Source organism: Streptomyces sp. NPDC039465 (assembly GCF_055639315.1).
The window spans coordinates 213,513-238,504 of sequence record NZ_JBVKAP010000003.1 but is presented as its reverse complement, the minus strand read 5'-3'; the positions used below and the strand labels follow the sequence as shown (position 1 = coordinate 238,504).

Sequence of the window (24,992 nt, the reverse complement as noted above, 5' to 3'; positions counted from 1 at the left end):
CGCTCAGCCGGCCAGGCGGGCGTGAACTGCGGATCGTACGGCACGATCGGTGGCCCACATGTCCGCCATCGCCCGCGCGAGGGGGATCCGTGGACGCCAGTCGAGCAGCCGGCCGGCGAGGGTGATGTCGGCCTGCGTCCAGCCGCCGCCCTTGCTCTCCACCCGCGCCGACCGCTCCCTGACCGCGTGCGGCGGTATCCCGGAGGCGGACACCAGCAGGGAGACCAGTTCCCGCATGCTCACCGCCTCGCCCCGCCCGATGTTGATCACCTGCCCGACAACCGGGGCGCGGGCGGCCCGGACGACGGCGTCGGCGAGGTCGCGGACGTCGATGTAGTCACGCCGGGCGTCGGCGATGGTCAGCTCCAGGCCCTCCGGCTCGGACGCCTCGGCCAGCTTGGCCATCACCGTGCCGAGGAAGCTCGCCCGGGTGGTGTGCGGCCCGCACACATTGACGGCGCGCAGCACCACGCCGTCGGCCTCGCCGGCCCGGGTGGCGGCGAGCACCGCCTCGGAGCCGGCGTGTTTGGTGCGCGCGTACGGCGTCGTCGGGTTCGGTTGGACGTGCTCGTCGATGGGGACGCCGTCGGGGACGAAACCGTACTCGTGGATCGTTCCCACCTGGACGATCCGGGGCCGTCGGGGCATCAGAGCGGTGGCCGCGAGGAGCCGGTCCACCAGCTGGACATGGGCGTGGTGCATCGCCTCCTCGGTCGACACCCAGCCTCCGGTCGCGTTGACGACCACCTCCACGCGCGCGGTGGTGAGCAGGGCCGCGAGTGCGGCCGGGTCGGCCGCCGCGACGTCGAGGGCGTGGAAGGCGTGCGGGGCGAGGTCCGGCCGGGGCCGGCGGGCCACGGCGAGGACGTCGTAGCCGGCCCGGCCGAGGGCGGCGCACACCTCCCGGCCGACGCAGCCGGTCGCGCCCAGGACGGCGGCCGTGGGCAGGGAGTTCAGGGCGGTCATCGGTTCTTCACTCCTTGGCGAGGGCCGCGGTGTGCGGCGGTGAGCCGTTCCAGTACGGGGACGAGGTCGGCCGGGGCCGGGGCGGCGAGGGACTCGGTGCGCAGCGCGGCGGCGGCCCTGGTGAAGGACGGATCGTCCAGGACGCGGACGAGCATCGTGCGCAGTTCGGCGGCGGAGAACTCCTCGGCCGGCCGGACGAGTCCGGCGCCGGAGTCCGCGACCCGCCGGGCCTTGGGGATGTTGCACCACATCCGGGCCGGCAGCATGATCTGCGGCACGCCGTGGGCGAGGGCCGTGGCGACGGTGCCCGATCCTCCGTGGTGGACGATGGCGGCGCAGCTGGGCAGCAGGATGTCCAGGGGGACGAAGTCCACCACCCGGACGTTGTCCGGGACGTCCGTCAGATTGTCGAGCTGGCCGGCGGTGAGGGTCGCCACCACCTCGACGTCCAGGTCGCCGACGGCGTCGAGGAGGGCGCGTACGGAGGCCCGGTCGCCGCCGACGATCTCCCGGAAGGAGCGGCCGAGGGTGAGACACACCCGCGGGCGGGCGGGCGGCTCGCGCAGCCAGTCGGGGATGGCCGACGGGCCGTTGTACGGCAGGTAGCGGACCGGGACGTAGGGATGGTCCACGGGCAGGCGCAGGGAGGTGGGCAGGGGGTCGACGGTCCACTGGCCGAGTACGGCCTCCTCGGCGAACTCGCGGCCGTGCTCGGCGAGAATGGGGCCGAGCCACTCCTCGAACGGGTCCTCGTGGAGCGCGGCCGGGCGTCGCGCGAGCAGGTCGTGGTAGTGGGCGCGCATCCAGCCCATGAGGTCGAGGCCGAACATCAGGCGAGCGTGGGCGGCGCCGGTGGCCATGGCCGCGACGGCACCGGCGTAGTACATCGTGTCCCACACGACCAGGTCGGGCCGCCAGTACCGGGCGAAGTCGACCAGTTCGGAGATCACCGGGCGTGGATTGGTGGCCTGGTGGACGACATGGCTCCAGGTCGTGAGCACCCCGTGGACGTAGTCGTAGGTCAGCTTCTCCGGGCGCAGCTCGCCGATGTCGAGGACGTCGAGCCAGGAGTCCTCCGCCTGGTCCTGCCCGGACGGGCCGTCCGGCTCGGGTTCCTCCTGCTGGTTCATCTTGGCGCCGACGTCGAGCACTTCGCCGACGGGAACCGCCGTGAGTCCGGCGGCGAGGATGTCCTCGTGCACGTCCGGCTGGCTGGCCATCCGGACGTCATGGCCCGCCGAGCGGAGCGCCCAGGCAAGCGGCACCTGCGTGTTCACATGGGTGGTGGCGGGGAAGGGGGTGAACAGCACACGCATCTCGTCATCCGCCCTCGCGGCTCAGGTGTTCCCAGTCGGTGTAGGCGCGCAGGCGGTTTCGTTGGTCCGCGACCACGTCGTCGTACGCCCGGTCGCCGAGCACGATCCGGCGCGGCGGGCTGTCCGTGCGGGAGAGCGCCAGGACGACCGCGGCGGCCGCGGCCGGGGAGGCCGGCGGCGGGGACGCGGCCCAGGACGCCTCCAGGGCGGTGCGGGCGTCGTCGTAGGCCGGGTGGGGGGTGGTGGCGGTCGTACCGAGGTGGCCTAGGCCGGTGTCGTAGCCGCCCGGCTCCAGGACGGTGACGTGGATGCCGAAGGGCTCGACCTCGGCCGCGACGGCCTCGCCGACCGCCGCGAGCGCCGCCTTCCCGGCGCCGTAGAGCCCGGTGCCCGCCGCGCCGCCGCCCGCCCCCATCGCGGTGACCTGGAAGAGATGGCCGGAGCCCTGGGCGCGCAGGACGGGCAGGACGGCCTGGGTCACCCACAGCGCGCCGAAGAAGTTGACGTCGAGATGGGCGCGGGCCTGCTCTTCGGTGGCCTCCTCGACCATGCCGAACAGGAGCTGCCCCGCGTTGTTGACGACGACGTCGAGCCGGCCGAAGGCCGCCGTGGCGCGCTCCACCGCGGCGAAGACGTCCGCCCGGCGGCTCACGTCCAGGGGCAGGGATATCAGGCGCCCGTCGTGCTCGCGGCCCAGGACGTCCAGGGCGGAGATGTCACGGGCCGCGGCGACGACCCGGTCTCCGGCCGCGAGCGCGGCCTCGGCGAAGGCGCGGCCGAGCCCACGGGAGGCTCCGGTGATGAACCAGACCCGGCTCTCGTGGGGCGGTTCGGGGACGGGGAGTTGAGTCATCCCACCACCGTGGCCGAGGGTCATCGAGTTTGCGTTGAGCCGCGCTCGAAGGGAGTCGTCCACGCTACGCACGTCACGCCCGCCGCAGCGCACGCGTGCCCGCACCCGGACCGACCGGTGCGGTGGCCGGCCCACCGATCGAGGGAGCCTCCCGATGAACACCGCAGACCACGTCCTGGACCGTCTTCTCGCCCCCGGGCAGGACGATCCGTACCCCCTCTACGCCGAGCTGCGTACCAACGCGCCGGTGCATTTCAGCCCCCAGCTGGGCAGTTACGTCCTCACCCGGTTCGAGGACTGCGAGCGGGTGATGAAGAATCCGGCGCTGTTCCCGGCGCCCGACCCCGCCTCCTTCGCGTCGTTCATGCCGGAGCACAGCACGTACGACGCGTTCCGGGTGCTGGTCAGCTCGATCGTGAACGCCAATCCGCCGGAGCACACCCGGCTGCGCCGGCTGGTGAGCCGGGCGTTCACCGCGCGGCGGGTGGAGTCGCTCAAGCAGGGGGTGATGACGATCGCCGCCGACCATGTCGACAAGGTCGCCGCGCGCTCCGTCGACGGGGCCGTCATCGACTTCCACGACGAACTGTCCGTGCCCGTACCGCTCCAGGTGCTGGCCCGGCTGATCGGCCTGCCGCTGGAGGACGACCAGCTGCTCGCCGGGCTGATCCCGCGGATCATCAACGTGGTCGATCCCAGCAGTGACACGGCGGCGCTGCGCGACGCGGACCAGGCCCTGCACACCCTCCTCGACCGGCTGTGGGAGCTGGTCGAGCGGCGCCGTGCCGAGCCGGCCGACGACCTGGTGTCGGCGCTGGTGGCGCCGGCGACCGGCCGCGGTGAAGGGGCGGAGGCGCTGACCGACGACGAGTTGAAGGCGGTGTTCGTGGCGCTGCTGACCGCCGGGTTCGAGACCTCGGCGACGGCGATCGACATCAGCGTGCACACCCTGCTCACCCATCCCGAAGAGCGGGCTGGGCTCGCGACCTACGAGGGGGCTCTGCGGTTCGTCGACGAGGTGCTGCGGTGGGACGCTCCGGCGGCGATGTCCGCCGGGTTCCGGTATGCGGCGCAGGACGTCGAGTTCGGCGAGTACCGAGTGCCGGCCGGTTCGCCGGTACGGGTACTACTCGGCGCGGCGAACCGGGACCAGGAGGCCAACGCGGATCCGGACCGGTTCGACCCGGCGCGGACGGCGCCCCGCACCCTGGTCTTCGGCGGGGGTGTGCACCACTGCCTGGGCATGAACCTGGCCCGGATGGAGATCGCCGCGGTGCTGATGGCGATGGCGCACCGGCTCCCCGGGCTGCGGTTCGCCGAGGAGCCGGTGCGCCGACGGTCCATGCCGCTGCGTGACTTCGCCTCGTTCAAGGTGCGGCTGGGCGACTGAGGGAGCGGCCTGGGACCGGCTCAGGGACGGTCGTCGCGGGTGACCCGCCGCTCCTTCACGAGCAGTTCGCCCTGTTCACGGACGAGCACGTCCTCGCAGACGCACATCAGGTGCAGCCGCGGCTGACCGCCCCGCGGGGTGGCGAAGATCTGCGCGTAGCTGCGGACCGCGAGGGCGCCGTCGTCGCGCGGGTCGACATGCACCATGGACAGCACATGCCGGTGGACTTCCGCGGCCTCGGCGAGGCCGGCGGCCGACGCGCGTACGCCTGCGGCGAGTGCGGCGCGGCCGCGGACCGGTTCGGGGAGCGAGGGCGGGGCGAAGACCCCGTCCTCGGTGAACGTACGGGCCCAGCCGTCGGCGTCCCCGGCGTCCAGCAGCTGCATATGGCGTGCGTAGAACTGCTGGACGTCGGCGACCACTTGTGCGGACACGGCGTCTGACACGGGCGCTCTCCTCGATGCTCGAAGCTGGTGGGGGGTGGGAGGACGATCCCGCACCGGCTTCGAGATCCGTTCAATGCGCCGCCCCAGCCATCCTCCATCGAGCCTCGCTCCGCTGCGCGGACGATCGCAACGCCCTTGCGTTCCGGCGGCCCGAAGGTGATGTATGCGCCTGATCGATCTGTCCTCACCCGTGGATTCCTCCTTCGTCGAACCCGACCCGGTGGTCCATGACGTCCTCACGCCGCGTCAGGGTGCCGAGCACATGAGCGCGGAGATGCGGGAGCACTTCGGCATCGACTTCGATCCGGACGAACTCCCGGACGGCGAGTTCCTCTCCCTGGACCGGATCTCGCTCACCACTCATACCGGCACCCATGTCGACGCCCCGTCGCACTACGGCTCGAAGGCCGCGTACGGGACGGGAGTTCCCCGGCACATCGACGAGATGCCGCTCGACTGGTTCCACCGCCCCGGGATGGTCCTCGACCTGACCGACGCGCCGACCGGGGTGGTGGGAGCGGAGCGGCTGGCGAAGGAGTTCGCCAGGATCGGGCGGGAGCCGGAGCCGCTGGACATCGTGCTGCTGCGGACGGGCGCGGACGCCCGGGTGGGCACGGCGTCGTACTTCACCGACTTCGTGGGACTCGACGGGCCCGCCGTGGAGCTGCTGCTCGACATGGGAGTGCGGGTGATCGGGACGGACGCGTTCAGCCTGGACGCCCCGTTCGGCGACATCATCGCCCGCTACCGCGCCACCGGGGACCGTTCGGTGCTGTGGCCGGCCCATTTCGCCGGACGGCGACGGGAGTACTGCCAGATCGAGCGGCTCGCCGGCCTGGACGCGCTGCCCGCTCCGTACGGCTTCCAGGTGTCCTGCTTCCCCGTGAAGATCACCGGCGCGGGGGCGGGCTGGGCCAGAGCAGTGGCCATCGTCGAGGACTGAGCCGACCGATCCGACCGACCCCAGGGAGAATGATGTACGGGCAGGAACTGGCCAAGGTCTACGAGATCTTCTACCGCAGCCGTGGCAAGGACTGGACGGCGGAGGCCGAGGATGTGACGCGGCTGATCCGCGAGCGGATGCCGCAGGCGAAGACGCTGCTGGACGTGGCGTGCGGCACGGGGGCCCATCTGGCCACGTTCCGCGAGCGGTTCGAGGAGACGGAGGGGCTGGAGATCGCGCCGCCCATGCTGGAGTTGGCGCGGCAGCGGCTGCCCGATGTCCCCCTGCACCAAGGAGACATGCGCGACTTCTCGCTGGAGAGCACCTTCGACGCGGTGGTCTGCATGTTCTGCGCGATCGGCTATCTCGGCACGGTCGAGGAGATGAGGGCCGCTGTACGGGCGATGGCGGACCATGTCTCGCCCGGTGGCGTGCTGGTGATCGAACCGTGGTGGTTCCCCGAGGACCACGTCGAGGGCTATGTCGCCGGCGACCTGGGGCGGGAGGACGGGCTGACCGTCGCCCGGATCTCGCACTCGACGCTCCAGGGGCGGGCGACCCGGATGGAGGTCCGGTTCCTGGTCGGCGACGCCTCCGGCATAAGGGAGTTCACCGAGATCGACGTGCTGACGCTGTTCACCAAGGACGAGTACACCCAGGCGTTCCTGGACGCCGACTGCTCCGTCGAGTACCTGCCCGGCGCACCGACCGGCCGGGGACTCTTCGTCGGCGTCCGCCGCTAGCAGAGCACCACCGACCTACCAGAAGGGCCCGACCAGCAATGACCACCCATGTGTGGGACTACCTGCCGGAATACGAGACCGAACGCGACGACATCCACGACGCGGTGGAGACCGTGCTGCGCTCCGGGCAGCTGGTGCTCGGCGGCAGCGTCCGCGGCTTCGAGGAGGAGTTCGCCGCCTACCACGGGCTGGCGCACTGCGTCGGCGTCGACAACGGCACCAACGCCATCAAGCTGGGGCTCCAGGCCTGCGGCATCGGCCCCGGCGACGAAGTGATCACGGTGTCGAACACCGCGGCGCCGACCGTCGTCGCCATCGACGGCACCGGTGCGACCCCGGTCTTCGTGGACGTGGACCCCGACACGTACCTCATGCGGGTCGATCAGGTCGAGGCGGCCATCACCCCCCGTACCCGGGCGCTGTTGCCGGTGCATCTGTACGGGCAGTGCGTCGACATGGCGCCGCTCCAGGCGCTCGCCGAGCGGCACGGCCTGGTGCTCTTCGAGGACTGCGCCCAGGCGCACGGCGCCCGTCACCACGGGCAGCTCGCCGGCACGATGGGCCGGGCCGCGGCGTTCTCCTTCTACCCGACCAAGGTGCTGGGGGCGTACGGCGACGGCGGCGCGACGGTGACCTCCGACGACGAGGTGGAGCGGAATCTGCGCCGGCTGCGCTACTACGGCATGGAGGAGCGCTACTACGTCGTGCGCACCCCCGGCCACAACAGCCGCCTGGACGAGCTCCAGGCGGAGATCCTGCGCCGCAAGCTCACCCGGCTCGACCGCTATGTCGAGGGCCGGCGGGAGGTGGCCCGCCGGTACGCGGAGGGCCTGGGCGACACCGAGCTGGTGCTGCCGGCGATCGCGCCCGGCAACGACCACGTCTACTACGTCTACGTGGTGCGCCACCCGAGGCGCGACGCGATCATCGAGGCGCTCAAGGCCTTCGACATCTTCCTCAACATCAGCTACCCGTGGCCGATCCACACGATGACCGGGTTCGCCCACCTCGGGTACGAGAAGGGCGCGCTGCCGGTGACCGAGAGGGTGGCCGGCGAGATCTTCTCGCTGCCGATGTATCCCTCCCTGTCCCCCGACACCCAGGACAAGGTGATCGGCGCGCTGCGCGACGTACTGGCCGCTCTGTGATGGAGGCCCGCCGCGGCCCGTTGCGGATGGGCGTGCTGGGGTGTGCCGACATCGCGCTGCGCCGGATGCTTCCGGTCCTCGTGGAGGAGGAGTGCGCCGAGCTGGTGGCGGTGGCCAGTCGGGACCGGCACAAGGCGGCCGCGACGGCGGACCGCTTCGGATGCGACGGCGCCGTCGGCTACGACACGCTGCTGCGGCGGGACGACATCGACGCGGTGTACATCCCGCTGCCGCCGGCCCTGCACCACCGCTGGGTCACCGAGGCGCTGGCGGCCGGGAAGCACGTGCTGTGCGAGAAGCCGCTGTGCACCTCCTACGCCGACACCCTGGACCTGATGAAACAGGCCCGGGCCCGTGGTCTGGTCCTCGCCGAGAACTTCATGTTCCTGCACCACTCGCAGCACGGTGCGGTGCGGCGGCTGCTCGACGAGGGCGTGGTGGGGGCCGTGCAGGTGTTCAGCAGCTCCTTCGGGGTGCCCCCACTCGACCCGGCCGGCTTCCGCTACCGGCCGGAGCTGGGCGGCGGCGCGCTGCTGGACACCGGGGTCTACCCGCTGCGCGCGGCTCAGCTCTATCTCGACGGTGAGCTGGAGGTGCTGGCGGCGACGCTGCGGATCGACGAGCGCACCGGCGTCGACGTGGCGGGGACGGCGCTGCTGTCGGCCGTCGACGGCACGGCGGCGCAAGTCTCCTTCGGGTTCGACCATGCCTACCGGTCGCACTACGCGCTGTGGGGCAGGTCGGGCCGGGTGACGGTGGAGCGCGCGTTCACCCCGCCCGAGCAGTTGAAGCCGCCGGTGCGGATCGCGCAGCAGGACCGGGTCACCGAACTGGCGGTCGCCGCGGACCATCAGGTGCGCGGCGCGGTACGGGCCTTCGCCGCGGCCGTCCGCTCGGGCGCCGAGGGCCCGCTGGACGAGGAGATCACCCTGCGTCAGGCGCGGCTGGTCGAGGAGGTACGTCTGCGGGCCCGGCGGTTCCCCCACCGGGCGGGGCGGTTGTGAGCACCGGCCGGAAACGACGGGACGGCAGGAGGAGGGGACGGACATGAAAGGCATCATTCTGGCCGGAGGCTCGGGCACCCGGCTGTACCCGATCACACTCGCGGTGTCGAAGCAGCTGATCCCGGTCGGCGACAAGCCGATGATCTACTACCCGCTGTCGGTGCTGATGCTGGCCCGCGTCCGCGAGATCCTGATCATCGCCACTCCGACGGATCTTCCGCAGTTCCGGCGGCTGCTCGGGGACGGCTCGCATCTCGGTCTGGAGATCGACTACGCGGAGCAGGCCCATCCAGGCGGCCTGGCCGAGGCGTTCATCATCGGTGCGGACCACATCGGGTCGGATTCGGTCGCACTGATGCTCGGCGACAACATCTTCCACGGCCACCGGTTCTCCGACGTCCTGGCGGAGAACGCGGGCGACGTGGACGGCTGCGTGCTGTTCGGATACGCCGTGCACGATCCGCACCGGTACGGCGTGGGCGAGACGGACGCCGAGGGACGACTGCTGTCCATCGAGGAGAAGCCGGCCCGGCCGAAGTCCAACCGGGCCATCACGGGCCTGTACTTCTACGACAACGACGTGATCAACATCGCCAAGAACATCACTCCTTCGCCCCGCGGCGAGCTGGAGATCAGCGATGTGAACCAGGTCTATCTGGAGCGGGGCAAGGCCCGGCTGATCGACCTGGGGCGGGGGTTCGCCTGGCTGGACACGGGCACCCCGGAGTCCTTGCACGAGGCGACCCAGTACGTGAGCACCCTGGAGCACCGCCAGGGGATCCGGATCGCCTGTGTGGAGGAGGTCGCCCTGCGCATGGGGTTCATCGACGCGGAGGCGTGCCACGCGCTGGGGGAGCGGATCGCCAAGTCCGACTACGGGCAGTATGTGATGACGATCGCACGGGAGTTCGCCGGCTGAACGGCGCCGGAACGGCGGAAGGGGCGGGCCCACCGGGTGGGCCCGCCCCTTCCGCGCGAGGAGACTACGGCTCCGGCACGCCGGGGCAGCTCGTCCGCGGGGCCGTCCGTGCCTCCGGCTGCGCCAGATGGCGGTCGACCTGGGCCCGCACGCAGTCGCTGATCCAGTAGCTTCCGTGGCCCCAGCCCTCGTAGCTGAGCAGCCTGGCCTTGGGGAAGGCCTGGGCGGTGACCCGTTCGGCCCAGCGGTGCGGCATGGAGGGGTCGTGGCGGCTGTTGGTGAGCAGCACCGTGGGCGCCTGGCCGCCCAGGCGCAGCGGCCGCTGCGGGTTCCTGGTCTCGCCCGTCATGCCGAGGCAGTCGGTGACGGCGCCCCAGGCCACGGCGGTGAGCCTGGTGTGCGGGGCGTTGGCCAGGGCGACCTTGCGCAGCCGCAGGACGTCGGCGACGCCGTTCACCGGCATCCGGTAGTCCGCGCAGAAGGCGGCGCTCTGCGGGTGGTGGAGCGTGGCCGGCGGGGTGGCCACCGTGGCCGCGCCCTGGTCGCCGCCGCCGAAGAGGCATCCGGTCCGGTCGGCGTCGACCTGGGTGAGGCAGTCGGACAGCTCGGCCCAGCGCCGCTGGAAGAAGAAGAACGACACCTGGGTGCTGAGCAGATATCCGTCGAGGGTGAAGGGCGGCGCGCCGGGGACGGTGGCCGTCAGCTCGCCCCGCTCCGCCTTGGCGTGCAACTGGTCGTACCAGCGGGCCGTTCCCCCGGCTCGCTGGGGGCAGCTGGGGGTGCGGTCGCACCAGTCGGCGAAGCCCCGGAACGAGTCCTCCACGGCCGCGGACCGGTCGGCGACCCAGCGGGAAAGGTCCGCGGTGTGGTCCAGGTTGCTCTCCCAGACCGCGGTGCGCAGCCGGGCGGGGAAGAGCTCGGCGTACGCCTGACCGGTGAGCGTCCCGAAGGAGTCGCCGTAGAAGGAGAGCTGCCGCTCGCCCAGGGCCGCCCGGACGGCGTCCATGTCACGGGCGACGCTGCGGCTGTCCATGTGGTCGAAGACCGGTCCGGTGAGGGTGCGGCACGTGTCCGCGAACGCGCGGTGTGCCTCGACCGCGCGGGCGAACTGGGCGGCGGTGGCCGGGACGGCGGGCACGCCGCCCGGGTAGGCGGCCGCGTCGCACAGGACCGGGTTGCTCCGCCCGGTGCCGCGTACGTCCATGGCGACGAGGTCGAAGCGGCTGCTCGTCCCGGCCGAGAAGAGCTGTGGATTGTGCAGTACGGCGTCGACACCGGAGCCGCCGAGTGCGCCCTGGCCGTGGAAGAGGACCCCGATGCGCCGGGACGGATCGGCAGCGGCCCGTCGCACGAGCGCGAGGTCGAGGGTGGGACCGTCCGGGTCGGCCCAGTCGACCGGGACGGTGATCCGGCCGCACCGCAGTGCGGGGTCCTCGGGCGCTTCCTGGCAGGCCGCCCAGGCGATGCGCGCGCCGGGCGGGTTCTGGGGCCGCGCCTGAGCGGGGCCGGGCAGCGCGAGGAGGCCGAGCAGGGTGGCGGCGAGGGCGCCGAGTGCCGTGAGCCGCCGTCTCATCGACCGCCCCTTCCGCCGCCCCATCCGGCCTCGTCGACCGGGGCGCGGTCCAGGAGCGGCTCCCACCAGGAGCGGTGCTCGGCGTACCAGCGGACGGTCTCCCGCAGCCCTTCGGTGAAGTCGACGCGGGGGCGCCAGCCGAGTTCGTCGCGCAGGGTGCTCCAGTCGAGGACGTAGCGGCGGTCGTGTCCGGGCCGGTCGGGCACGATGGTCTTCAGGGTGGACGGCAGTCCGAGCTCGTCGAGGACGAGGTCGGCGATCTGCTCGATGGACGCCTCGACGCCGGTACCGACGTGGTACGTACGACCGATCTCGCCGTGTGCCAGGACGGTTTCGATGGCTCGGCAGTGGTCCAGGACGTGGATCCACTCACGCCGGTTCTCGGTCTGGGCGTACAGCTTCAGCGGTCGGCCGTCGAGGGCGGCGGTGGTGAAGGCCGGGATCACCTTCTCCGGGAACTGGTGGGTGCCGTAGTTGTTGGCGCAGTTGGAGATGGTGACCGGCAGGCCGAAGGTGTGGTGGTAGGCACGGACCGCGTGGTCCGCGCCGGCCTTGCTCGCGTTGTAGGGGGTGCGCGGCCGGTAGGGGCTGGACTCGGTGAACAGGTCGGTCGTGTCCAGGTCCAGATCTCCGTAGACCTCGCAGGTGGAGACATGGTGGAAGCGTGCGACGCCGATGCGCCGGGCGGCCTCCAGGAGGGTCTGGGTGCCCAGCACGTTGGTCCGGAAGAACTGTCCCGGCTCCAGCAGGGCGTACGAATTGTGGGACTCAGCCGCGAAGTTGACGATCACGTCGACGCCATGGGTGCGCAGTACGCGCTCCATGGCGACCGGGTCGTCGATGCTCGCGTGCTCGAAGACGATGTCGTCGCGGAGGTCGTCGAGGTTTGCGGTGTTTCCGGCGTAGGTCAGCGCGTCCACGACAATGACGCGGTCCCCCGGATGGGTACCGCGCCAGTGCCTGACGAAATGCGATCCAATGAATCCGGCCCCGCCGGTGACCATGAGGGTGCCCATGCGGGCCACAGTAGGAACGGCCGGTGGTGAACGGACCGGATACCGCTGGAGGCTATGGCCGCCAGCCGCCGGCCTCCGGCCAGGGGTCACCGAGCTGGCGCAGGGTGCCCTGGAATTCCGGCCAGTCCCGGTGGTCGCGGATCTTGCCGTCCACGAAGCGGAACAGATGCACCTGCTCGCCGGCGAACCGCCGGCCGGTGGGCGCCATGCCGACCAGGTTGCCCACGTGCCGGCCGTAGAGGACGAGGTACGCGCGGACCCACTCGCCGTTCTCCTCGATCTTGACCTCTTCCAGGTGGGCCTCCTCGGAGAAGGTCGCCTTGACCCACTTGACGATCATGGCGAAGCCGGCGGGGCCCGGCGGAATGCCGTGCTCCAGCACGGCGGGGTTCAGATACTCCTCGTGGAGGTACTCGGCGGCATCGTCGGCGTTTCCGGTGTTGAAGGCGTTGATCACCCGTCGCACGGCGTCTGTCTGATGGCTCATCGGCGGCGCTCCTGGCCTTTCTCCTCGGCGGGCAGGTGCGTGCAACGTGACATCCGGTGGTCGCCGACGCGTCGACTTCCGCTCGACGGCGTCCAACGCGCCCCCAGCCGACCGCGAGAGGCGTCGCCCATGCTGGCCCGGCCCAGTCGAAGACCTTGCAGAGGGGTGTGTGTCGCACATGACCGTTCAGGAACCCGGTGACGGGGTCACCTTCGTCAACACCTTCACGCTGTCCGCCTCACCGGCCGAGTTCGAGGAGGCGTTCGCCCGGACGTCGCAGTACATGGCACGGCAGCCGGGATTCATGGAGCACACGCTCGTGCGGCACACGAAGGATCCGGGGCGGTACGTCAACATCGCCCGCTGGCGGGACGCCGGGTCGCTGCAGCGGGCGGTCGCCCGGCCGGAGTTCCAGGAGCACGCGGCCGCGCTGCGGGCGCTCGCCTCCAGCGATCCGCAGCTGTACACCCCGCTGCGTACGGTCCGCCCGGCGCCGGCCGAGGACGGGCCGGTCGTCGTGGTCACCGGCGGCGGCACCGGTATCGGACGGGCCACCGCGCACGCGTTCGCCGAGCAGGGCGCCCGGGTGCTGGTCGTGGGACGTACGCCCGAGAGCCTGACGGGCACGGCCGAGGGGTACGACTCCATCCGCACGGCCGTGGCCGACCTGACCGCCGAGGGCGCGGCCGAGGAGGTGGTGGCCGAGGCGCTGCGCGTCTTCGGCCGGATCGACGTGCTGGTGAACAACGCGGCGGTGGCGCTGCACGGCACCCTCGCCGACCACTCCCGCAAGCACGACGAGACACAGGTCGCCACCAATCTGCTGGCGCCCATCGCGCTGACCCGGGCCGCGCTGGAGGCGCTGGAGGCGAGCGGCGGCACCGTGGTCAATGTCAGCACCTCGGGGTCCCTGGGGCTGCGGACCTGGCCGGGAGCGAGTGTCTTCGGAGCGAGCAAGGTGGCCCTGGACTTCCTCACCAGGACCTGGGCGGTGGAGCTCGCGCCGCGCGGGATCAGGGTCGTGGGCCTGGCTCCGGGTGTCGTCGACAGCGGGATCGGGGTGCGGATGGGCATGTCGCAGGAGCAGTACGCCGGTTTCCTCGCGGAGATGGGGTCCCGGGCGCCGGCGGGCCGGGTGGGCACGCCCGCAGAGATCGGCTGGTGGATCACCCAGCTGGCCCGGGACGAGGCCGGCTACGCCAATGGAGTGGTGGTGCCGGTGGACGGCGGCCTCTCGCTCACCTGACGGCCGTGACGCGGGGGCGCCTGTGCAGTGCGGTCAGGCGCTCCAGCGTCGGCACCAGATCGCTCGGTGCGGGGGTGGCCAGCATCTCGTCGCGCAGCCGCGCCGCGCGGTGCGCGAACGAGGGTTCGTCGAGGACCCGGGCGAGCAGCGCGCGCAGCTCGGCGGCGGAGAAGCGGTCCACGTCGGTGATCCGCAGTCCGGCTCCGGCCGCCTCCAGCCGCTGTGCCTTGCGGGCGGTGTCCCAGATCATGTCGGGAACGAGGATCTGCGGTACGCCGTGGGCGAGCGCGGTCTGGAACGTGCCGGCCCCGCCGTGGCTGATCACCGCCGCGCAGCTGGGCAGCAGCGCGTCGAGCGGGACGAAGTCCACGACCCGGACGTTCGCCGGGAGCGGGGCACCGAGGGCGGCCACCTGTGCGGCGTTGAGGGTGGCCACCACCTCCACGTCGAGGGCGGCGACCGCGGCGATGATCTCGGCCACGGAGGCCCGGTCACGGCCGAACACCTCCTGCTGGGAGACGCCGAGGGTGACGCAGACGCGCGGCCGGGCGGGCGGCTCGTGCACCCAGGAGGGCACGATGGAGGGTCCGTTGTAGGGGACGTAGCGCATCGGGACGCGGAGACCGCCGGTGGGCAGGGCGAGCGAGCCGGGTACCGGGTCGATGGTCCACTGTCCGGTGACGGCCTCCTCGGTGAAGTCGAGGCCGTGTTCGGCCAGGGTCCAGCCCAGCCACTCGGACATGGGGTCGTCCCGCAGCGGGGCCGGCCGGCTCGCCTGGGCGGCGAGATGGTGCCCGCGCATCCAGCCGACCAGGTCGAGACCGAACAGCATGCGTGCGTGCGCGGCGCCACTGGCCAGTGCGGCGACCGGGCCGGCGAAGGTGAGCGGGTCCCACAGGACCAGGTCCGGACGCCAGTTGCGGGCGTACCGGACCAGGTCGTCGGTCATCTGCCAGGAGAAGTAACGGAACAGCAGCGGGGCGTAGGCCGCGAACACGCCTTGGGTGTGCTCGGGGGTGAGTCGTTCCGGGGCGGTCTCGGCGATGTCGAGGAGTTCGGGCCAGGTGGCCATGTCGACCGCGTGCGGGTTCGCCTCCGCCTCCGCCTCGGTCCAGTCCCAGGCCCGGTCGTCGACGACGGCCGCGTCCTCGGCCTGGTTGAGCGGTTCACCGACCGGGACCGCGGTCAGTCCCGTGCGGGTGATGTCGTCGGCCAGGTCCGGCTGGCTCGCGATCCGTACGTCGTGACCGGCTGCCCGCAGCGCCCACGCGAGGGGCACCTGGGCGTACAGATGTGACCGTGCCGCGAACGTCGTGAACAGGACCCGCATCCCCAACTCCTCTGCCGTGACCGTCCGTTCGCCGCTCACCGTAGGTGCGCGGCGGTGGATTCGGCTCGTATCGCGCTGGAGTGCCCCCTGGCGGGGGCACCGGGTTCAGCGGAAGTCGGCGGCGTGGTCGCGGGCCCATTCCGTATAGGGCCTCGCGGGGCGTCCGGTGACCGCGTCGGCGGTGACCGTCCCCGGGGCCTGCTCCGGTTCGGCCTCGGCGAGGGCGGCGGGCTCGGCGGGTGCGGATTCGACGCCGGAGTAGTCCTCGTAGCCGAGCAGGAAGTCGGCGTTGGCCGCCGCCCAGCCGCCCTGACGGTGGTAGAAGGCGCGCGCCTCGGCCACGCCGAGCTCCTCGATGCGGATGTCCTCGCCGATGGCCGCGGCGATGGCGGCGACCTGTTCGCGCTGCGTCAGCGTCTGGGGGCCGGCCAGCGTGTACGCGGTGTTGACGTGCCGGTCCTCGACGAGGGCGGCGGCGGCGACGTCGGCGATGTCCCACTCGTGGATGGGAGTGCTGCTGCGGTCGGGGTAGGGGTCGACGACGCTGCGCGTCGCCCGGATGGAAGGGCCCCACATGTGCAGCGAGTTGACCGCGAACTCGCCGGGCCGGACATGGGTCCATTCGACACCGGACGCCTCTACGGCCAGCTCGACCGGAAGGTGGTACTCGGTGTCGTAGCCGGCGGTGACGGTCGCGGAGGAGAGCAGCACGATCCGCCGCACCCCCGCCGCCACGGCCAGGTCCACCACCTCCCCGGCCGCCTCCAGGACGGGGAAGAGGAACATCTTCTCCACCCCGTCCAGCGCCTGCGGCAGGGTCTCGGGCCGGGCCAGGTCGCCGGCGACGACCTGCGCCTCGGCGGGCAGGCCGGCCGTCCCGGGCGAGCGGGTCAGCGCCCGTACGTCCTCACCTGCTTCCACCAGCCGGCGGACCACCTGGCGTCCCACGTTTCCGGTCGCCCCGGTCACCAAGATCGTCACAACACACGTCCCCTCAAGTCTGTGCTCGGATTCCGTTCTCGAGCATGCGGATGACCGCGGCCGCGACGCCGTGCCGCGGCAGAACGCCGCGGCTGGCCGAGTCGCAGCCGGTGTAGACGAGCGCCCAGAGCGTGTCCTGGATCCACTCCACCGCGACCGTGGGGTCGAAGACGCCTTCGGCCTGGCCGCGCCTGATCAGATCGGTCACCATCTGTGCCACGGAGTCCGGTTCGTCGCCCGCGTCGAAGCCGTCGAGGACGCGAGGGTCGCCGTAGAGGAACAGCAGCCGCTCCCCCGTGTCGACCAGGGCCGCGACCAGTCGGCGCAGGGCCTCCAGCGGCGGCCCGTCACCGACCGCCGCGTCCTGGACCGACTGCTGGATCACCAGATAGGCGTCGGCGACCGCGGCCTGGACCAGGACGTCCCGGTCGGGGAAGTAGCGGTGCAGCGTGCTGCGTCCCACCTGGGCGGCCTTGGCGATCTCGGCCAGCGTCGCGGCGCGGTCCCGGGCGAGCACCTCCGCGGCCGCACCCAGGATGGCGCGGCGGGTGCGACTGCGTGTTCCGGACTCCACATCTGCACTGCCCATGTGCCAAACGTAGCAGATGATCACCCATCAATGGTCACCCGTCTGCTATTTTGGGACATCGATGTTCCATTTAGATGCTCTGATGTTCTGGAAGTGGATCGAGAGAGGGGCGGCGACATGAGCGTGGAGGGCATGGTCTTAGGAGGCGCACCCGCCGGGAGCCCCCCGGTGCGGTTCGCCAACACGCGGGTGCTCTGGTCCTTCGTACGGCCGCACCGCTGGACGCTGCTGGTGGCCTTCGCCCTGACGGCCGTGACCACCGGGACCATGCTGGCCACCCCCATGGCCACCAAAGGCATCCTGGACGGCCTGGCGGACTCCGCTCCCCTGGCCCGGGCCATCTGGATCCTGGTCGGCCTGCTGATCGTCGGTTCGGCCCTGGGGTGGATCCGGCTGATCATGCTGGGCCGCCTCGCGGAGCAGGTGGTCCTGGACGCCCGCGTCACCATGGTGCGGCGACTGCTGCACGTACCGGTCGGCGGACTGGGCCGGCGCTCCCCCGGAGAGCTGGTCACGCGCGTCACCTCCGACACCCTGCTGCTGCGGGAGGCCGCCTCCTCCACCGCACTGGAGTTCTTCAGCTCGATGATCATGGTGGTCGGGTCATTGGTGCTGATGGCGGCGCTCGACTGGGTGCTGCTGCTCGTCATGGTCGGCACGATCGTCCTGATCGCCGCGGTGATCGGCCTGGTCATGCGGCCGCTGGCGGCGGCCCAGCAGGAGGCGCAGGCGGCGATCGGGCGGCTGGGCGGCGTCCTTGAGGGCGCGCTGCGGGCGATCCGTACGGTGAAGGCCAGCCGCTCCGAGACCTGGGAGAGCGACCGCATCCTGCGCGAGGCGCGTGAGTCGTTCCGGCAGCGGATGCGGGCGGTGCGGATCGAGGCGCTCAGCTGGACGCTGACCGGCGTCGGTTTCCAGGGCGCGATCCTGGTCATCCTGGGGGTGGGCGCCTGGCGGGTGAGCCTGGGCCAGCTGACCGTCTCCGGGCTTGTCGCCTTCCTGCTGTACGCGTTCCTGGTCGTCGACCCCGTCACCAAACTGAGCCAGTCGGTCTCCCTGCTCCAGTCCGGCCTCGCCGCGTCCGCGCGGATCCGCGAGATCCAGGACCTGCCGGTGGAGGACACCCGGGCGGTGCCCGAGCGGACCACGGCCTCGATCGCCGGCGTCCACTCCCCCGTGCTGTCCTTCCGTGAGGTGACGGCCCGTTACGCCCCGGGCACCAGGAGGGCGCTGAACGGCGTGAGCATGGACATCCCCCGCCGCGGGCACACCGCGGTGGTCGGCCCGTCCGGCGCCGGGAAGACCACGCTGTTCTCGCTCGTCCTGCGCTTCCTGGAGCCGGAGGACGGCACTGTCGCCCTCGACGGCGTCCCGCTCGCCCAGTATTCGCTGGACGAGCTGCGCCGGCGGATCGTCTATGTCGAGCAGGACACCCCGCTGGTGCCGGGCACCCTGCGGGAGAACCTGCGCTACACCAACCCCGAGGCGGACGACGAGGCCCTGTGGGCCGTACTGCGGGCCGTCCGGCTCGACGAGAAGGTCAGCTCCCTCCCGCAGGGCCTGGACACCCCGATGGACGGCACCGTCGTCTCCGGCGGCGAGCGCCAGCGCATCGCACTGGCCCGGGCCCTGGTGAGCGAGCCCGAGATCCTGCTGCTGGACGAGGCGACCGCCCAGCTGGACGGGCTGACCGAGTCCGCGATCCATGACGCCGTGGTCGAGGTCGCCGCCCGCGGCGCCGTGATCACCATCGCCCACCGGCTCTCCACCGTCGTCGACGCCGACCAGATCCTCGTCATGGAGGACGGCTTGTGCCGGGCCACAGGCAGCCATGACGAACTGCTCGCCACCGACGACCTGTACCGGGATCTGGTGGCGGCGCTACGGATCGCGACGATCAACCAGGGGGCCCAGGGCCGGGACACGGCCGTCGCCGGCTGACCTCCGGACACGAGACGGCCGGGCGCCCGGTCCCGCACGGGCGTCCAGCCGTCGTCGATCGGGCTGCGAGGGCCGCCCACCACGCTTCGGGGCGGAAGCAGAGGAGAGCTGTGATGCGGGTCCTGTTCACGACCTTCGCCGCCAAGTCCCACCTGCACATCCAGATCCCGCTCGCCTGGGCGCTGCGCTCGGCCGGCCACGACGTGTGTGTCGCGAGCCAGCCGGATCTCGTCGAGTACATCTCCCACACCGGTCTGACGGCCGTGGGGGTCGGCGAACACCTGGATCTGGATGTGCAGATGTCCGGGGCCAACCGGCGGCGGGACGACACCGAGGAAGTGGCCGGCGACCCGGACTTCCTCACCCATGCCGATCTGTCCGGACTGCACCCGGAGCGCCGTACCTACGGCTATCTGCGGAACGCCTTCGCGCTGATGGCGACCCATGTGTATCCGACGCTCTCCTCCGCGTCCACGATCGGCGACCTGGTCGGCTTCGCCCGGCGGTGGAAGCCGGATCTGGTGGTCTGGGACACCCATACGTTCGCCGGGGCCGTCGCCGCGACGGTCACCGGCGCCGCCCATGCCCGGCTGCTGTTCGGCGCGGATCTCCTGGGCCACTCCCGGCAGCTCTTCCGCCAGGAGCACGACCGGTTGCCGGCCGGTGAACGCTCCGACCCGCTGGCCGAGTGGCTCGGCGGGGTCCTGGACGGGTACGGCCGCCCCTTCACGGAGGAGGTCGTCACCGGGCACTGGACCATGGACGGGCTGCCGGCCGCGATGCGGCTGCCGGTACCCGGCCAGCACCACGTACCGGTGCGGTTCGTCCCGTACAACGGCCCGTCCGTGCTGCCCGACTGGCTCGCCGAGCCGCTGGAGCGGCCCCGGGTCTGTCTGACCCTGGGCTCGTCCGGCCGTGAGGTGCTGGGGGCGGACCGTGCTTCGGTGGCGGATCTGCTGGAAGCGGTCGCCGACGTGGACGCCGAGGTCGTCGCCACCCTGTCGGCGGCACAGCTGGGCGAGGCGGGGAAGGTGCCGGACAACGTCCGGGTGGTGGACTTCGTCCCGCTGGACGCGCTGCTGCCGAGCTGCTCGGCCGTCATCCACCAGGGCGGCGCGGGGACCTTCCAGAACGCCCAGCTGCACGGGATACCTCAGATCATCGTCCCGGACCTGCTCTGGGACTCCCCGTACAAGATGCGCCACCTCCGGTCGACCGGCACGGGCCTGGCCGTGGCCGATGTCGACCGGTTCACCGCGGCCCAGCTGCGGGACATGCTCGTCCGCGTGCTGGACGACCCCTCCTTCGCCCGGAACGCGGCCGGTGTCCGCCGGGAGATGCTGGGCATGCCCGCGCCCCGCGACATCGTGCCGGTCCTGGAACGCCTGACCGCCGAGTACCGCTGAATACCGCTGAGTTCGGGAGAGACGGACAGATGACCTTCACCATGCAGTCACGCAAACTCGCCGTCGACGGCGCCTACGAATTCATTCCCCGGGTCTTCGACGACGAGCGCGGATCCTTCACCTCTCCGTACCAGGAGAGCGCCTTCGTCGAGGCGACCGGGCACTCCCTTTTCCGGGTGGCCCAGACCAACCACAGCACCTCCCAGCGGGGGGTGGTGCGGGGGCTGCACTTCACCGTGTGCCCGCCCGGCATCGCCAAATACGTCTACTGCGCCCGGGGCCGGGTGCTGGACATCGCCCTGGACATCCGGGTCGGCTCACCCACCTTCGGCGCCTCCGACAGCGTGGTCCTCGACCCGGCGAGCTGCCGCGCCATGTACTTCCCCGTCGGGGTCGCGCACGCCTTCGTCGCGCTGGAGGACGACACGGTCGTCTCGTACATGCTCTCCGGCGAGTACGTGAAGGAGGACGAGATGGCCCTGTCGGTCCTCGACCCCGCGCTCGGGCTGCCCATCCCCAGCGACATCGACATCGACCCGATCATGTCCGAACGGGACACCCAGGCACCCACGCTGGCCGAGGCGCAGGCGGCGGGCATGCTCCCCGACTACGACAAGTGCCTGGAGATCGACCGGGCGCTGCGGTCGTGAGGACGCTCCACGGTTTTACCGACACCCCGCTGCGGCTCGCCGAGTCGCTGGCCCACGGGTCCGGCGATACCCCCATGGCCGAGCGGGTGGCGGACGTGCAGCGGTGGTTCACCGAGTTCGGCCGGTACGCCTACACCGAGGTGGCTCCGATGCCGCTCGACGGGCTCAGTGGCTGGCACCGCGACCCGGACACCGGCGACATCCGCCACGACAGCGGCAAGTTCTTCACCATCGAGGGTCTGGCGGCCAAGGTGCCCCAGGGGCCGGTTCCCGAATGGACCCAGCCCATCATCAACCAGCCGGAGATCGGGGTGCTCGGCCTGCTGGTGAAGGAGACCGACGGTGTCCTGCGCGCCCTGGTCCAGGCGAAGGTCGAGCCGGGCAACCGCAACGGCCTCCAGCTCTCCCCCACCGTGCAGGCCACCCGCTCCAACTACACCCGGGTCCATCAGGGCCGCGCCGTGCCGTATCTGGAGTACTTCCGCGACCACCACGCCCATCATGTGATCGCCGATGTGCGCCAGTCGGAGCAGGGCGCCTGGTTCTACCGCAAACGCAATCGCAACATGGTGGTGGAGACCACGCGGGAGGTCGAACTCCGCGACGGGTTCACCTGGCTGACCCTTGGCGAGCTGTACGCGATGCTCGCCGAGGAGGACCGGGTCAACATGGATCTGCGTTCGGTGCTGTCCTGTCTGCCGCTGCCCGCGCGCGGTCTGGACACCGTGCTGCGCTCCGACGGTACGGGCTTCCGTGGGGCCCTGGTGCGTTCCTGCCAGCCGTCGGCCGGTGCCCGGCACTCGCTCGGGGAGCTGCTGAACTGGCTCACGGACACCCGTGCCGGCATCGACGTGCTCACCGAGCGCATCGCGCTCGACGGGCTACGGGGCTGGCGGCGCACCCCCGAGACGATCACGCACGAGAGCGGGCGGTTCTTCTCGGTCATCGGGGTGGACGTGACCGCCGGGGGCCGGGAGGTCGCCCACTGGACACAGCCGATGATCCGGCCCCAGGGTCAGGGCGTGATCGCGCTGCTGGTGGCGCGGATCGACGGTGTGCTGCACGCGCTGATGCACGCGCGCGTGGAGCCGGGCTATCTGGACGTGGCCGAACTGGCCCCGACCGTGCAGTGCATCCCGGACAGTGTGGAAGTGCTGCCTGCCGCGGCCCGGCCGCCGTTCCTGGACACCGTGCTGTCGGCGGCCCCCTCCCAGCTCCGCTACGACACGGTGCTCTCGGAGGAGGGCGGGCGCTTCTACCACGCCCTGAGCCGGTACATGATCGTGGAGACGGACGCGGAGGGGATCGAGCATCCGGAGTTCCGCTGGATCGCTGTCCACCAACTGATGGAGCTGCTGCGGCACAGCCACTATCTCAACGTCCAGGCCCGCAGTCTGGTGACCTGCCTGCACAGTCTGCTCGCCGCACCGGCGACGGCCGCCCCGGCCATGCCCTCGGTGGCGACCGGCCCGAGCACAGCGGGAGTCGAGGGAAGCTAGAGCGGCCCGGCCTACTTTCGGCCGCATGATTTCCACCAAGACCGACAGCGAGCTGGGTCCCGAGCTGATGACGCTCCGCGGCATGCAGTGGATCTACGGCATCAAGGACGACCCGTACGCCCTGCTGCTGCGGGCCGAGAGTGACGACCCGCACGAGCTGGGGCGACGTGCCCGGGAACACGGGCCGTTGATGTGGAGCACCGCCGAGAGCTGGGTGACCGCGCGGTATGCCACGGCCGCCGCGCTGCTGGGCGACGCGCGGTTCGGGGTGCGCTACCCGAAGCCGCAGGCACCGGACGGTGAGGAGGCGTCCTTCGCCTGGCAGATCCCCGCCCTGCACGACGTCCTGCCCCTGGACGACGTGTTCCTCGCCCTGGATCGCGAGGCGTACCAGCGGCTGCGCGGGGTGACCGTGGCAGCCGTCGGTACGGACTCGGGCTTCTCGGCGCGGGTGGCGGAGCGGGCCACCGTGCTGCTGGACCGGCTGGGCGACACCTTCGACCTGATGACCGACTTCGCGCATCCGCTGGCCGCGCACGCCCTGGCCGGGATGGTGGGGACGGGGGTGGACCCCGGCCGGCTGGCCGCGCTGTGCGCGCAGGCGGCGCCCGCGCTGGACGCCACCTTGTGCCCGCCGCGGATGTCCACGGCCCGTGAACTGATCACGGCCGCCACGGAGATCCGCGATCTGATCGCGGCGGTGACCCCCGGCGGGCCCGGGGACGACCTGTTCGCGTCGCGGATGCTGCTCGCCGTCGCCGGCGTGCAGCTGGCCGCCAACCTCACCGCGCGGACCGTCTCCGCGCTTCTGGACGCTCCCGACGCGGTGGCCGCGGTCCGCGAGGACCCGGAGCTGGTGGCGGCGGCGGTACGGGAGACCGTGCGCCACGCCCCTCCGGTGCGGCTGCAGAAGCTGTTCGCCTACGAGGACGTGGAGGTGGCGGGCGTGCCGCTCGCGGCCGGTGCCGAGGTGACCGTACTGGTGGAGGCCGCGCAGCGGGACCCGGAGGCGTTCGCGGACCCGGACCGCTTCGATCCGGGGCGGGAGCCCGGGCCGGGGACGCTGGCGTTCACGGATGGCCTCCCCACGGGGGTGCTGGAGCCGTTCGCCGTGCCTCTCGCCACCGCGGCGGTGGCGGCAGTCACCGGCCGGCTCGGGGCGCTGCGCCGGGCGGAACCCGAACTACGGCGGCTGCGGGCCCCGGTCACCGGCGGTGTGCTGTATCTGCCCGTCACCACGACGGCCGGCTGAGGGGGGTCCGATGCGGGTACTGATGACGTGTTTCGCGGAGGAAAGCCACTTCAGTGGGTCCGTGCCGCTGGCGTGGGCGCTGCGGACGGCCGGTCACGACGTGCGGGTGGCGAGCCAGCCCGCCCTGACCGACGCCATCGTCGGCGCCGGACTGACGGCCGTTCCGGTGGGCGGTGACCCCGCCCTGCACACGGTGCTCGGGGCGGTGGGCGGCGACATCATGACGCTGCACGACCGGGCGGACTATCTGGAGAAGCGCCACGAGCGGCTGCCGTTCTCCTTCCTCAAGGGCCATGACACGGTCATGGCTTCGCTCTTCTACTCCTGGATCAACAACGAGTCGATGATCGACGAGCTGGTCGCGTTCGCCCGCGACTGGCGTCCCGATCTGGTGATCTGGGAGCCGTTCACCTTCGCCGGGGCGGTCGCCGCCCGCGCGAGCGGAGCGGCCCATGCGCGGCTGCTGTCGTTCCCCGACATGTTCGGCAGCACGCGCCGGCTCTTCCTCGACCGCCTCGCGGCGGGGGCGGCCGCCCACCGCGACGACACCCTCGGCGAGTGGCTGACCTGGACGCTCGGCCGGTACGGCTGCTCCTTCGACGAGGAGATCGTCACCGGACAGTGGTCCATCGACCAGATGCCGCCGAGCGTCCGGCTGTCCCTGGGGCATCCGCTGGTGCCGATGCGGTACATCCCGTACAACGGGCAGGTCCCGACCGTGGTGCCGGGCTGGCTGCGCGCAGAGCCCGAGCGGCCGCGGGTCTGTGTGACGGCGGGGATGACGGCCCGGGACACCGGTGCCCCCAACGCCGTCCTCGCCGACGACGTCTTCGCGGCCGTGGACGGTCTGGACATCGAGGTGGTGGCGACGCTGAACCCGGCGGAACGTGAGCTGATCGGCGCCACCCCGGACAACGTCCGGGTGGTCGACCACGTCCCGCTGGACGCGCTGCTGCCGACCTGTGCGGCGATCGTGCACCACGGCGGGGCGGGCACCTGGGGGACGGCCACCGCCCTCGGGGTGCCGCAGATCTCGCTCGGCCGCGTGTGGGATGCCGTGTACCGCTCGCAGCGGATCGAGGAGCTGGGGGCCGGGCTGCATCTGCCGGCCGGCGGGGTGTCGGCGCGGAGCCTGCGGGCCGGGCTCGTCCGGCTCCTGGAGGAGCCGGAGTTCCGGCGGCGGGCTGGGCTGATACGCGACGAGGTCCGGACGGCGCCGCACCCGAACGAGGTGGTGGAGACCCTGGAGCGGCTCACCGCGCGCCACCACGGCCGGGTGGCCGCGGCGCGCTGA

At 71.8% G+C, this 24,992-nt stretch carries 23 protein-coding genes; 13 read left to right on the top strand and 10 right to left on the bottom strand.

The window, feature by feature from the left end; translation table 11 throughout:
• Positions 1-3: 3 nt before the first annotated feature.
• Genes ACZ7LT_RS11580 through ACZ7LT_RS11570 form a run of 3 tightly spaced genes read right to left on the bottom strand, consistent with a single transcriptional unit; the run spans position 4 to position 3,135 of the window.
• Positions 4-966, bottom strand: a complete 963-nt coding sequence (locus ACZ7LT_RS11580; protein ID WP_471235815.1) for an NAD-dependent epimerase/dehydratase family protein — start codon at positions 964-966, stop codon at positions 4-6.
• Positions 963-2,282, bottom strand: a complete 1,320-nt coding sequence (locus tag ACZ7LT_RS11575) for an activator-dependent family glycosyltransferase (RefSeq protein ID WP_471235814.1) — start codon at positions 2,280-2,282, stop codon at positions 963-965. The genes ACZ7LT_RS11580 and ACZ7LT_RS11575 overlap by 4 nt, the downstream gene beginning before the upstream one ends.
• A 4-nt stretch (positions 2,283-2,286) precedes the next feature.
• A complete protein-coding gene (locus ACZ7LT_RS11570; protein WP_471235813.1) occupies positions 2,287-3,135 on the bottom strand; it encodes an SDR family NAD(P)-dependent oxidoreductase in 849 nt (282 codons plus the stop codon).
• 154 nt (positions 3,136-3,289) lie between these two features.
• Between ACZ7LT_RS11570 and ACZ7LT_RS11565 the strand changes: the two genes are divergently transcribed.
• On the top strand, positions 3,290-4,525 hold the full coding sequence (locus tag ACZ7LT_RS11565; protein WP_471235812.1) for a cytochrome P450: 1,236 nt from the start codon (positions 3,290-3,292) through the stop codon (positions 4,523-4,525).
• Between the two features lie 20 nt (positions 4,526-4,545).
• On the opposite strand, the gene ACZ7LT_RS11560 is transcribed toward ACZ7LT_RS11565, so the two are convergent.
• On the bottom strand, positions 4,546-4,971 hold the full coding sequence (locus ACZ7LT_RS11560) for a nuclear transport factor 2 family protein (protein ID WP_471235811.1): 426 nt from the start codon (positions 4,969-4,971) through the stop codon (positions 4,546-4,548).
• A 163-nt stretch (positions 4,972-5,134) separates the two neighbouring features.
• On the opposite strand from ACZ7LT_RS11560, the gene ACZ7LT_RS11555 reads away from it, so the two are divergent.
• Genes ACZ7LT_RS11555 through rfbA form a run of 5 tightly spaced genes read left to right on the top strand, consistent with a single transcriptional unit; the run spans position 5,135 to position 9,728 of the window.
• On the top strand, positions 5,135-5,914 hold the full coding sequence (locus tag ACZ7LT_RS11555; RefSeq protein ID WP_471235810.1) for a cyclase family protein: 780 nt from the start codon (positions 5,135-5,137) through the stop codon (positions 5,912-5,914).
• Positions 5,915-5,946: 32 nt separating this feature from the next.
• Positions 5,947-6,657 carry a class I SAM-dependent methyltransferase gene (locus tag ACZ7LT_RS11550; protein WP_471236330.1) on the top strand — a complete coding sequence of 237 codons (711 nt, stop codon included), beginning with the start codon at positions 5,947-5,949 and terminating at the stop codon, positions 6,655-6,657.
• A gap of 38 nt (positions 6,658-6,695) precedes the next feature.
• Complete coding sequence (locus ACZ7LT_RS11545) at positions 6,696-7,805, top strand: DegT/DnrJ/EryC1/StrS family aminotransferase (protein WP_471235809.1); 1,110 nt, start codon at positions 6,696-6,698, stop codon at positions 7,803-7,805.
• A complete protein-coding gene (locus tag ACZ7LT_RS11540; RefSeq protein WP_471236329.1) occupies positions 7,805-8,809 on the top strand; it encodes a Gfo/Idh/MocA family protein in 1,005 nt (334 codons plus the stop codon). The genes ACZ7LT_RS11545 and ACZ7LT_RS11540 overlap by 1 nt, the downstream gene beginning before the upstream one ends.
• Before the next feature lie 43 nt (positions 8,810-8,852).
• Positions 8,853-9,728, top strand: coding sequence for a glucose-1-phosphate thymidylyltransferase RfbA (gene rfbA / locus ACZ7LT_RS11535; RefSeq protein ID WP_471235808.1), 876 nt, complete (start codon positions 8,853-8,855; stop codon positions 9,726-9,728).
• Between the two features lie 64 nt (positions 9,729-9,792).
• On the opposite strand, the gene ACZ7LT_RS11530 is transcribed toward rfbA, so the two are convergent.
• From ACZ7LT_RS11530 to ACZ7LT_RS11520, 3 genes are read right to left on the bottom strand one after another with little or no spacing between them, the layout of a single operon-like run.
• Complete coding sequence (locus ACZ7LT_RS11530; protein WP_471235807.1) at positions 9,793-11,301, bottom strand: alpha/beta fold hydrolase; 1,509 nt, start codon at positions 11,299-11,301, stop codon at positions 9,793-9,795.
• A complete protein-coding gene (gene rfbB, locus ACZ7LT_RS11525; RefSeq protein WP_471235806.1) occupies positions 11,298-12,317 on the bottom strand; it encodes a dTDP-glucose 4,6-dehydratase in 1,020 nt (339 codons plus the stop codon). The genes ACZ7LT_RS11530 and rfbB overlap by 4 nt, the downstream gene beginning before the upstream one ends.
• Positions 12,318-12,369: 52 nt before the next feature.
• The gene (locus ACZ7LT_RS11520; RefSeq protein WP_161290887.1) at positions 12,370-12,804 is read right to left on the bottom strand and encodes an ester cyclase; all 435 of its coding nucleotides are present in this window, start codon (positions 12,802-12,804) and stop codon (positions 12,370-12,372) included.
• A 178-nt stretch (positions 12,805-12,982) separates the two neighbouring features.
• Here ACZ7LT_RS11520 and ACZ7LT_RS11515 point away from each other — a divergent pair, with 178 nt between their 5' ends.
• Positions 12,983-14,050 carry an SDR family oxidoreductase gene (locus tag ACZ7LT_RS11515; protein WP_471235805.1) on the top strand — a complete coding sequence of 356 codons (1,068 nt, stop codon included), beginning with the start codon at positions 12,983-12,985 and terminating at the stop codon, positions 14,048-14,050.
• On the opposite strand, the gene ACZ7LT_RS11510 is transcribed toward ACZ7LT_RS11515, so the two are convergent.
• The 3 genes from ACZ7LT_RS11510 to ACZ7LT_RS11500 form a co-directional block, all read right to left on the bottom strand.
• Positions 14,043-15,380, bottom strand: coding sequence for an activator-dependent family glycosyltransferase (locus tag ACZ7LT_RS11510; RefSeq protein ID WP_471235804.1), 1,338 nt, complete (start codon positions 15,378-15,380; stop codon positions 14,043-14,045). The two genes, ACZ7LT_RS11515 and ACZ7LT_RS11510, sit on opposite strands and share 8 nt — an antisense overlap.
• Before the next feature lie 105 nt (positions 15,381-15,485).
• Complete coding sequence (locus tag ACZ7LT_RS11505) at positions 15,486-16,361, bottom strand: SDR family oxidoreductase (protein ID WP_471235802.1); 876 nt, start codon at positions 16,359-16,361, stop codon at positions 15,486-15,488.
• Positions 16,362-16,374: 13 nt separating this feature from the next.
• Positions 16,375-16,950: a TetR/AcrR family transcriptional regulator gene (locus tag ACZ7LT_RS11500; protein WP_471235801.1), complete on the bottom strand. Its 576-nt coding sequence runs from the start codon at positions 16,948-16,950 to the stop codon at positions 16,375-16,377.
• Positions 16,951-17,118: 168 nt separating this feature from the next.
• Here ACZ7LT_RS11500 and ACZ7LT_RS11495 point away from each other — a divergent pair, with 168 nt between their 5' ends.
• The 6 genes from ACZ7LT_RS11495 (at position 17,119) to ACZ7LT_RS11470 (ending at position 24,992) form a co-directional block, all read left to right on the top strand.
• On the top strand, positions 17,119-18,891 hold the full coding sequence (locus tag ACZ7LT_RS11495; protein WP_471235800.1) for an ABC transporter ATP-binding protein: 1,773 nt from the start codon (positions 17,119-17,121) through the stop codon (positions 18,889-18,891).
• 113 nt (positions 18,892-19,004) lie between these two features.
• A complete protein-coding gene (locus tag ACZ7LT_RS11490) occupies positions 19,005-20,297 on the top strand; it encodes an activator-dependent family glycosyltransferase (protein WP_471235799.1) in 1,293 nt (430 codons plus the stop codon).
• A gap of 29 nt (positions 20,298-20,326) precedes the next feature.
• Positions 20,327-20,947: a dTDP-4-dehydrorhamnose 3,5-epimerase family protein gene (locus ACZ7LT_RS11485; protein ID WP_471235798.1), complete on the top strand. Its 621-nt coding sequence runs from the start codon at positions 20,327-20,329 to the stop codon at positions 20,945-20,947.
• A 74-nt stretch (positions 20,948-21,021) separates the two neighbouring features.
• Positions 21,022-22,446: an NDP-hexose 2,3-dehydratase family protein gene (locus tag ACZ7LT_RS11480; protein WP_471236328.1), complete on the top strand. Its 1,425-nt coding sequence runs from the start codon at positions 21,022-21,024 to the stop codon at positions 22,444-22,446.
• A 25-nt stretch (positions 22,447-22,471) separates the two neighbouring features.
• Positions 22,472-23,698 (top strand): cytochrome P450 family protein, encoded by a 1,227-nt coding sequence (locus ACZ7LT_RS11475; protein WP_471235797.1) that lies wholly within the window; start codon positions 22,472-22,474, stop codon positions 23,696-23,698.
• Between the two features lie 10 nt (positions 23,699-23,708).
• Positions 23,709-24,992 carry an activator-dependent family glycosyltransferase gene (locus tag ACZ7LT_RS11470; protein WP_471235796.1) on the top strand — a complete coding sequence of 428 codons (1,284 nt, stop codon included), beginning with the start codon at positions 23,709-23,711 and terminating at the stop codon, positions 24,990-24,992.

Excerpts from the sequence above, each read along its gene's own strand:
- ACZ7LT_RS11580 (WP_471235815.1), bottom strand. The coding sequence starts at position 966 with ATGACCGCCCTGAACTCCCTGCCCACGGCCGCCGTCCTGGGCGCGACC.
- ACZ7LT_RS11575 (WP_471235814.1), bottom strand. The coding sequence starts at position 2,282 with ATGCGTGTGCTGTTCACCCCCTTCCCCGCCACCACCCATGTGAACACG.
- ACZ7LT_RS11570 (WP_471235813.1), bottom strand. The coding sequence starts at position 3,135 with ATGACTCAACTCCCCGTCCCCGAACCGCCCCACGAGAGCCGGGTCTGG.
- ACZ7LT_RS11565 (WP_471235812.1), top strand. The coding sequence starts at position 3,290 with ATGAACACCGCAGACCACGTCCTGGACCGTCTTCTCGCCCCCGGGCAG.
- ACZ7LT_RS11555 (WP_471235810.1), top strand. The coding sequence starts at position 5,135 with ATGCGCCTGATCGATCTGTCCTCACCCGTGGATTCCTCCTTCGTCGAA.
- ACZ7LT_RS11550 (WP_471236330.1), top strand. The coding sequence starts at position 5,947 with ATGTACGGGCAGGAACTGGCCAAGGTCTACGAGATCTTCTACCGCAGC.
- ACZ7LT_RS11545 (WP_471235809.1), top strand. The coding sequence starts at position 6,696 with ATGACCACCCATGTGTGGGACTACCTGCCGGAATACGAGACCGAACGC.
- ACZ7LT_RS11540 (WP_471236329.1), top strand. The coding sequence starts at position 7,805 with ATGGAGGCCCGCCGCGGCCCGTTGCGGATGGGCGTGCTGGGGTGTGCC.
- rfbA (WP_471235808.1), top strand. The coding sequence starts at position 8,853 with ATGAAAGGCATCATTCTGGCCGGAGGCTCGGGCACCCGGCTGTACCCG.
- ACZ7LT_RS11530 (WP_471235807.1), bottom strand. The coding sequence starts at position 11,301 with ATGAGACGGCGGCTCACGGCACTCGGCGCCCTCGCCGCCACCCTGCTC.
- rfbB (WP_471235806.1), bottom strand. The coding sequence starts at position 12,317 with ATGGGCACCCTCATGGTCACCGGCGGGGCCGGATTCATTGGATCGCAT.
- ACZ7LT_RS11520 (WP_161290887.1), bottom strand. The coding sequence starts at position 12,804 with ATGAGCCATCAGACAGACGCCGTGCGACGGGTGATCAACGCCTTCAAC.
- ACZ7LT_RS11515 (WP_471235805.1), top strand. The coding sequence starts at position 12,983 with ATGACCGTTCAGGAACCCGGTGACGGGGTCACCTTCGTCAACACCTTC.
- ACZ7LT_RS11510 (WP_471235804.1), bottom strand. The coding sequence starts at position 15,380 with ATGCGGGTCCTGTTCACGACGTTCGCGGCACGGTCACATCTGTACGCC.
- ACZ7LT_RS11500 (WP_471235801.1), bottom strand. The coding sequence starts at position 16,950 with ATGGGCAGTGCAGATGTGGAGTCCGGAACACGCAGTCGCACCCGCCGC.
- ACZ7LT_RS11490 (WP_471235799.1), top strand. The coding sequence starts at position 19,005 with ATGCGGGTCCTGTTCACGACCTTCGCCGCCAAGTCCCACCTGCACATC.
- ACZ7LT_RS11485 (WP_471235798.1), top strand. The coding sequence starts at position 20,327 with ATGACCTTCACCATGCAGTCACGCAAACTCGCCGTCGACGGCGCCTAC.
- ACZ7LT_RS11480 (WP_471236328.1), top strand. The coding sequence starts at position 21,022 with ATGGCCGAGCGGGTGGCGGACGTGCAGCGGTGGTTCACCGAGTTCGGC.
- ACZ7LT_RS11475 (WP_471235797.1), top strand. The coding sequence starts at position 22,472 with ATGATTTCCACCAAGACCGACAGCGAGCTGGGTCCCGAGCTGATGACG.
- ACZ7LT_RS11470 (WP_471235796.1), top strand. The coding sequence starts at position 23,709 with ATGCGGGTACTGATGACGTGTTTCGCGGAGGAAAGCCACTTCAGTGGG.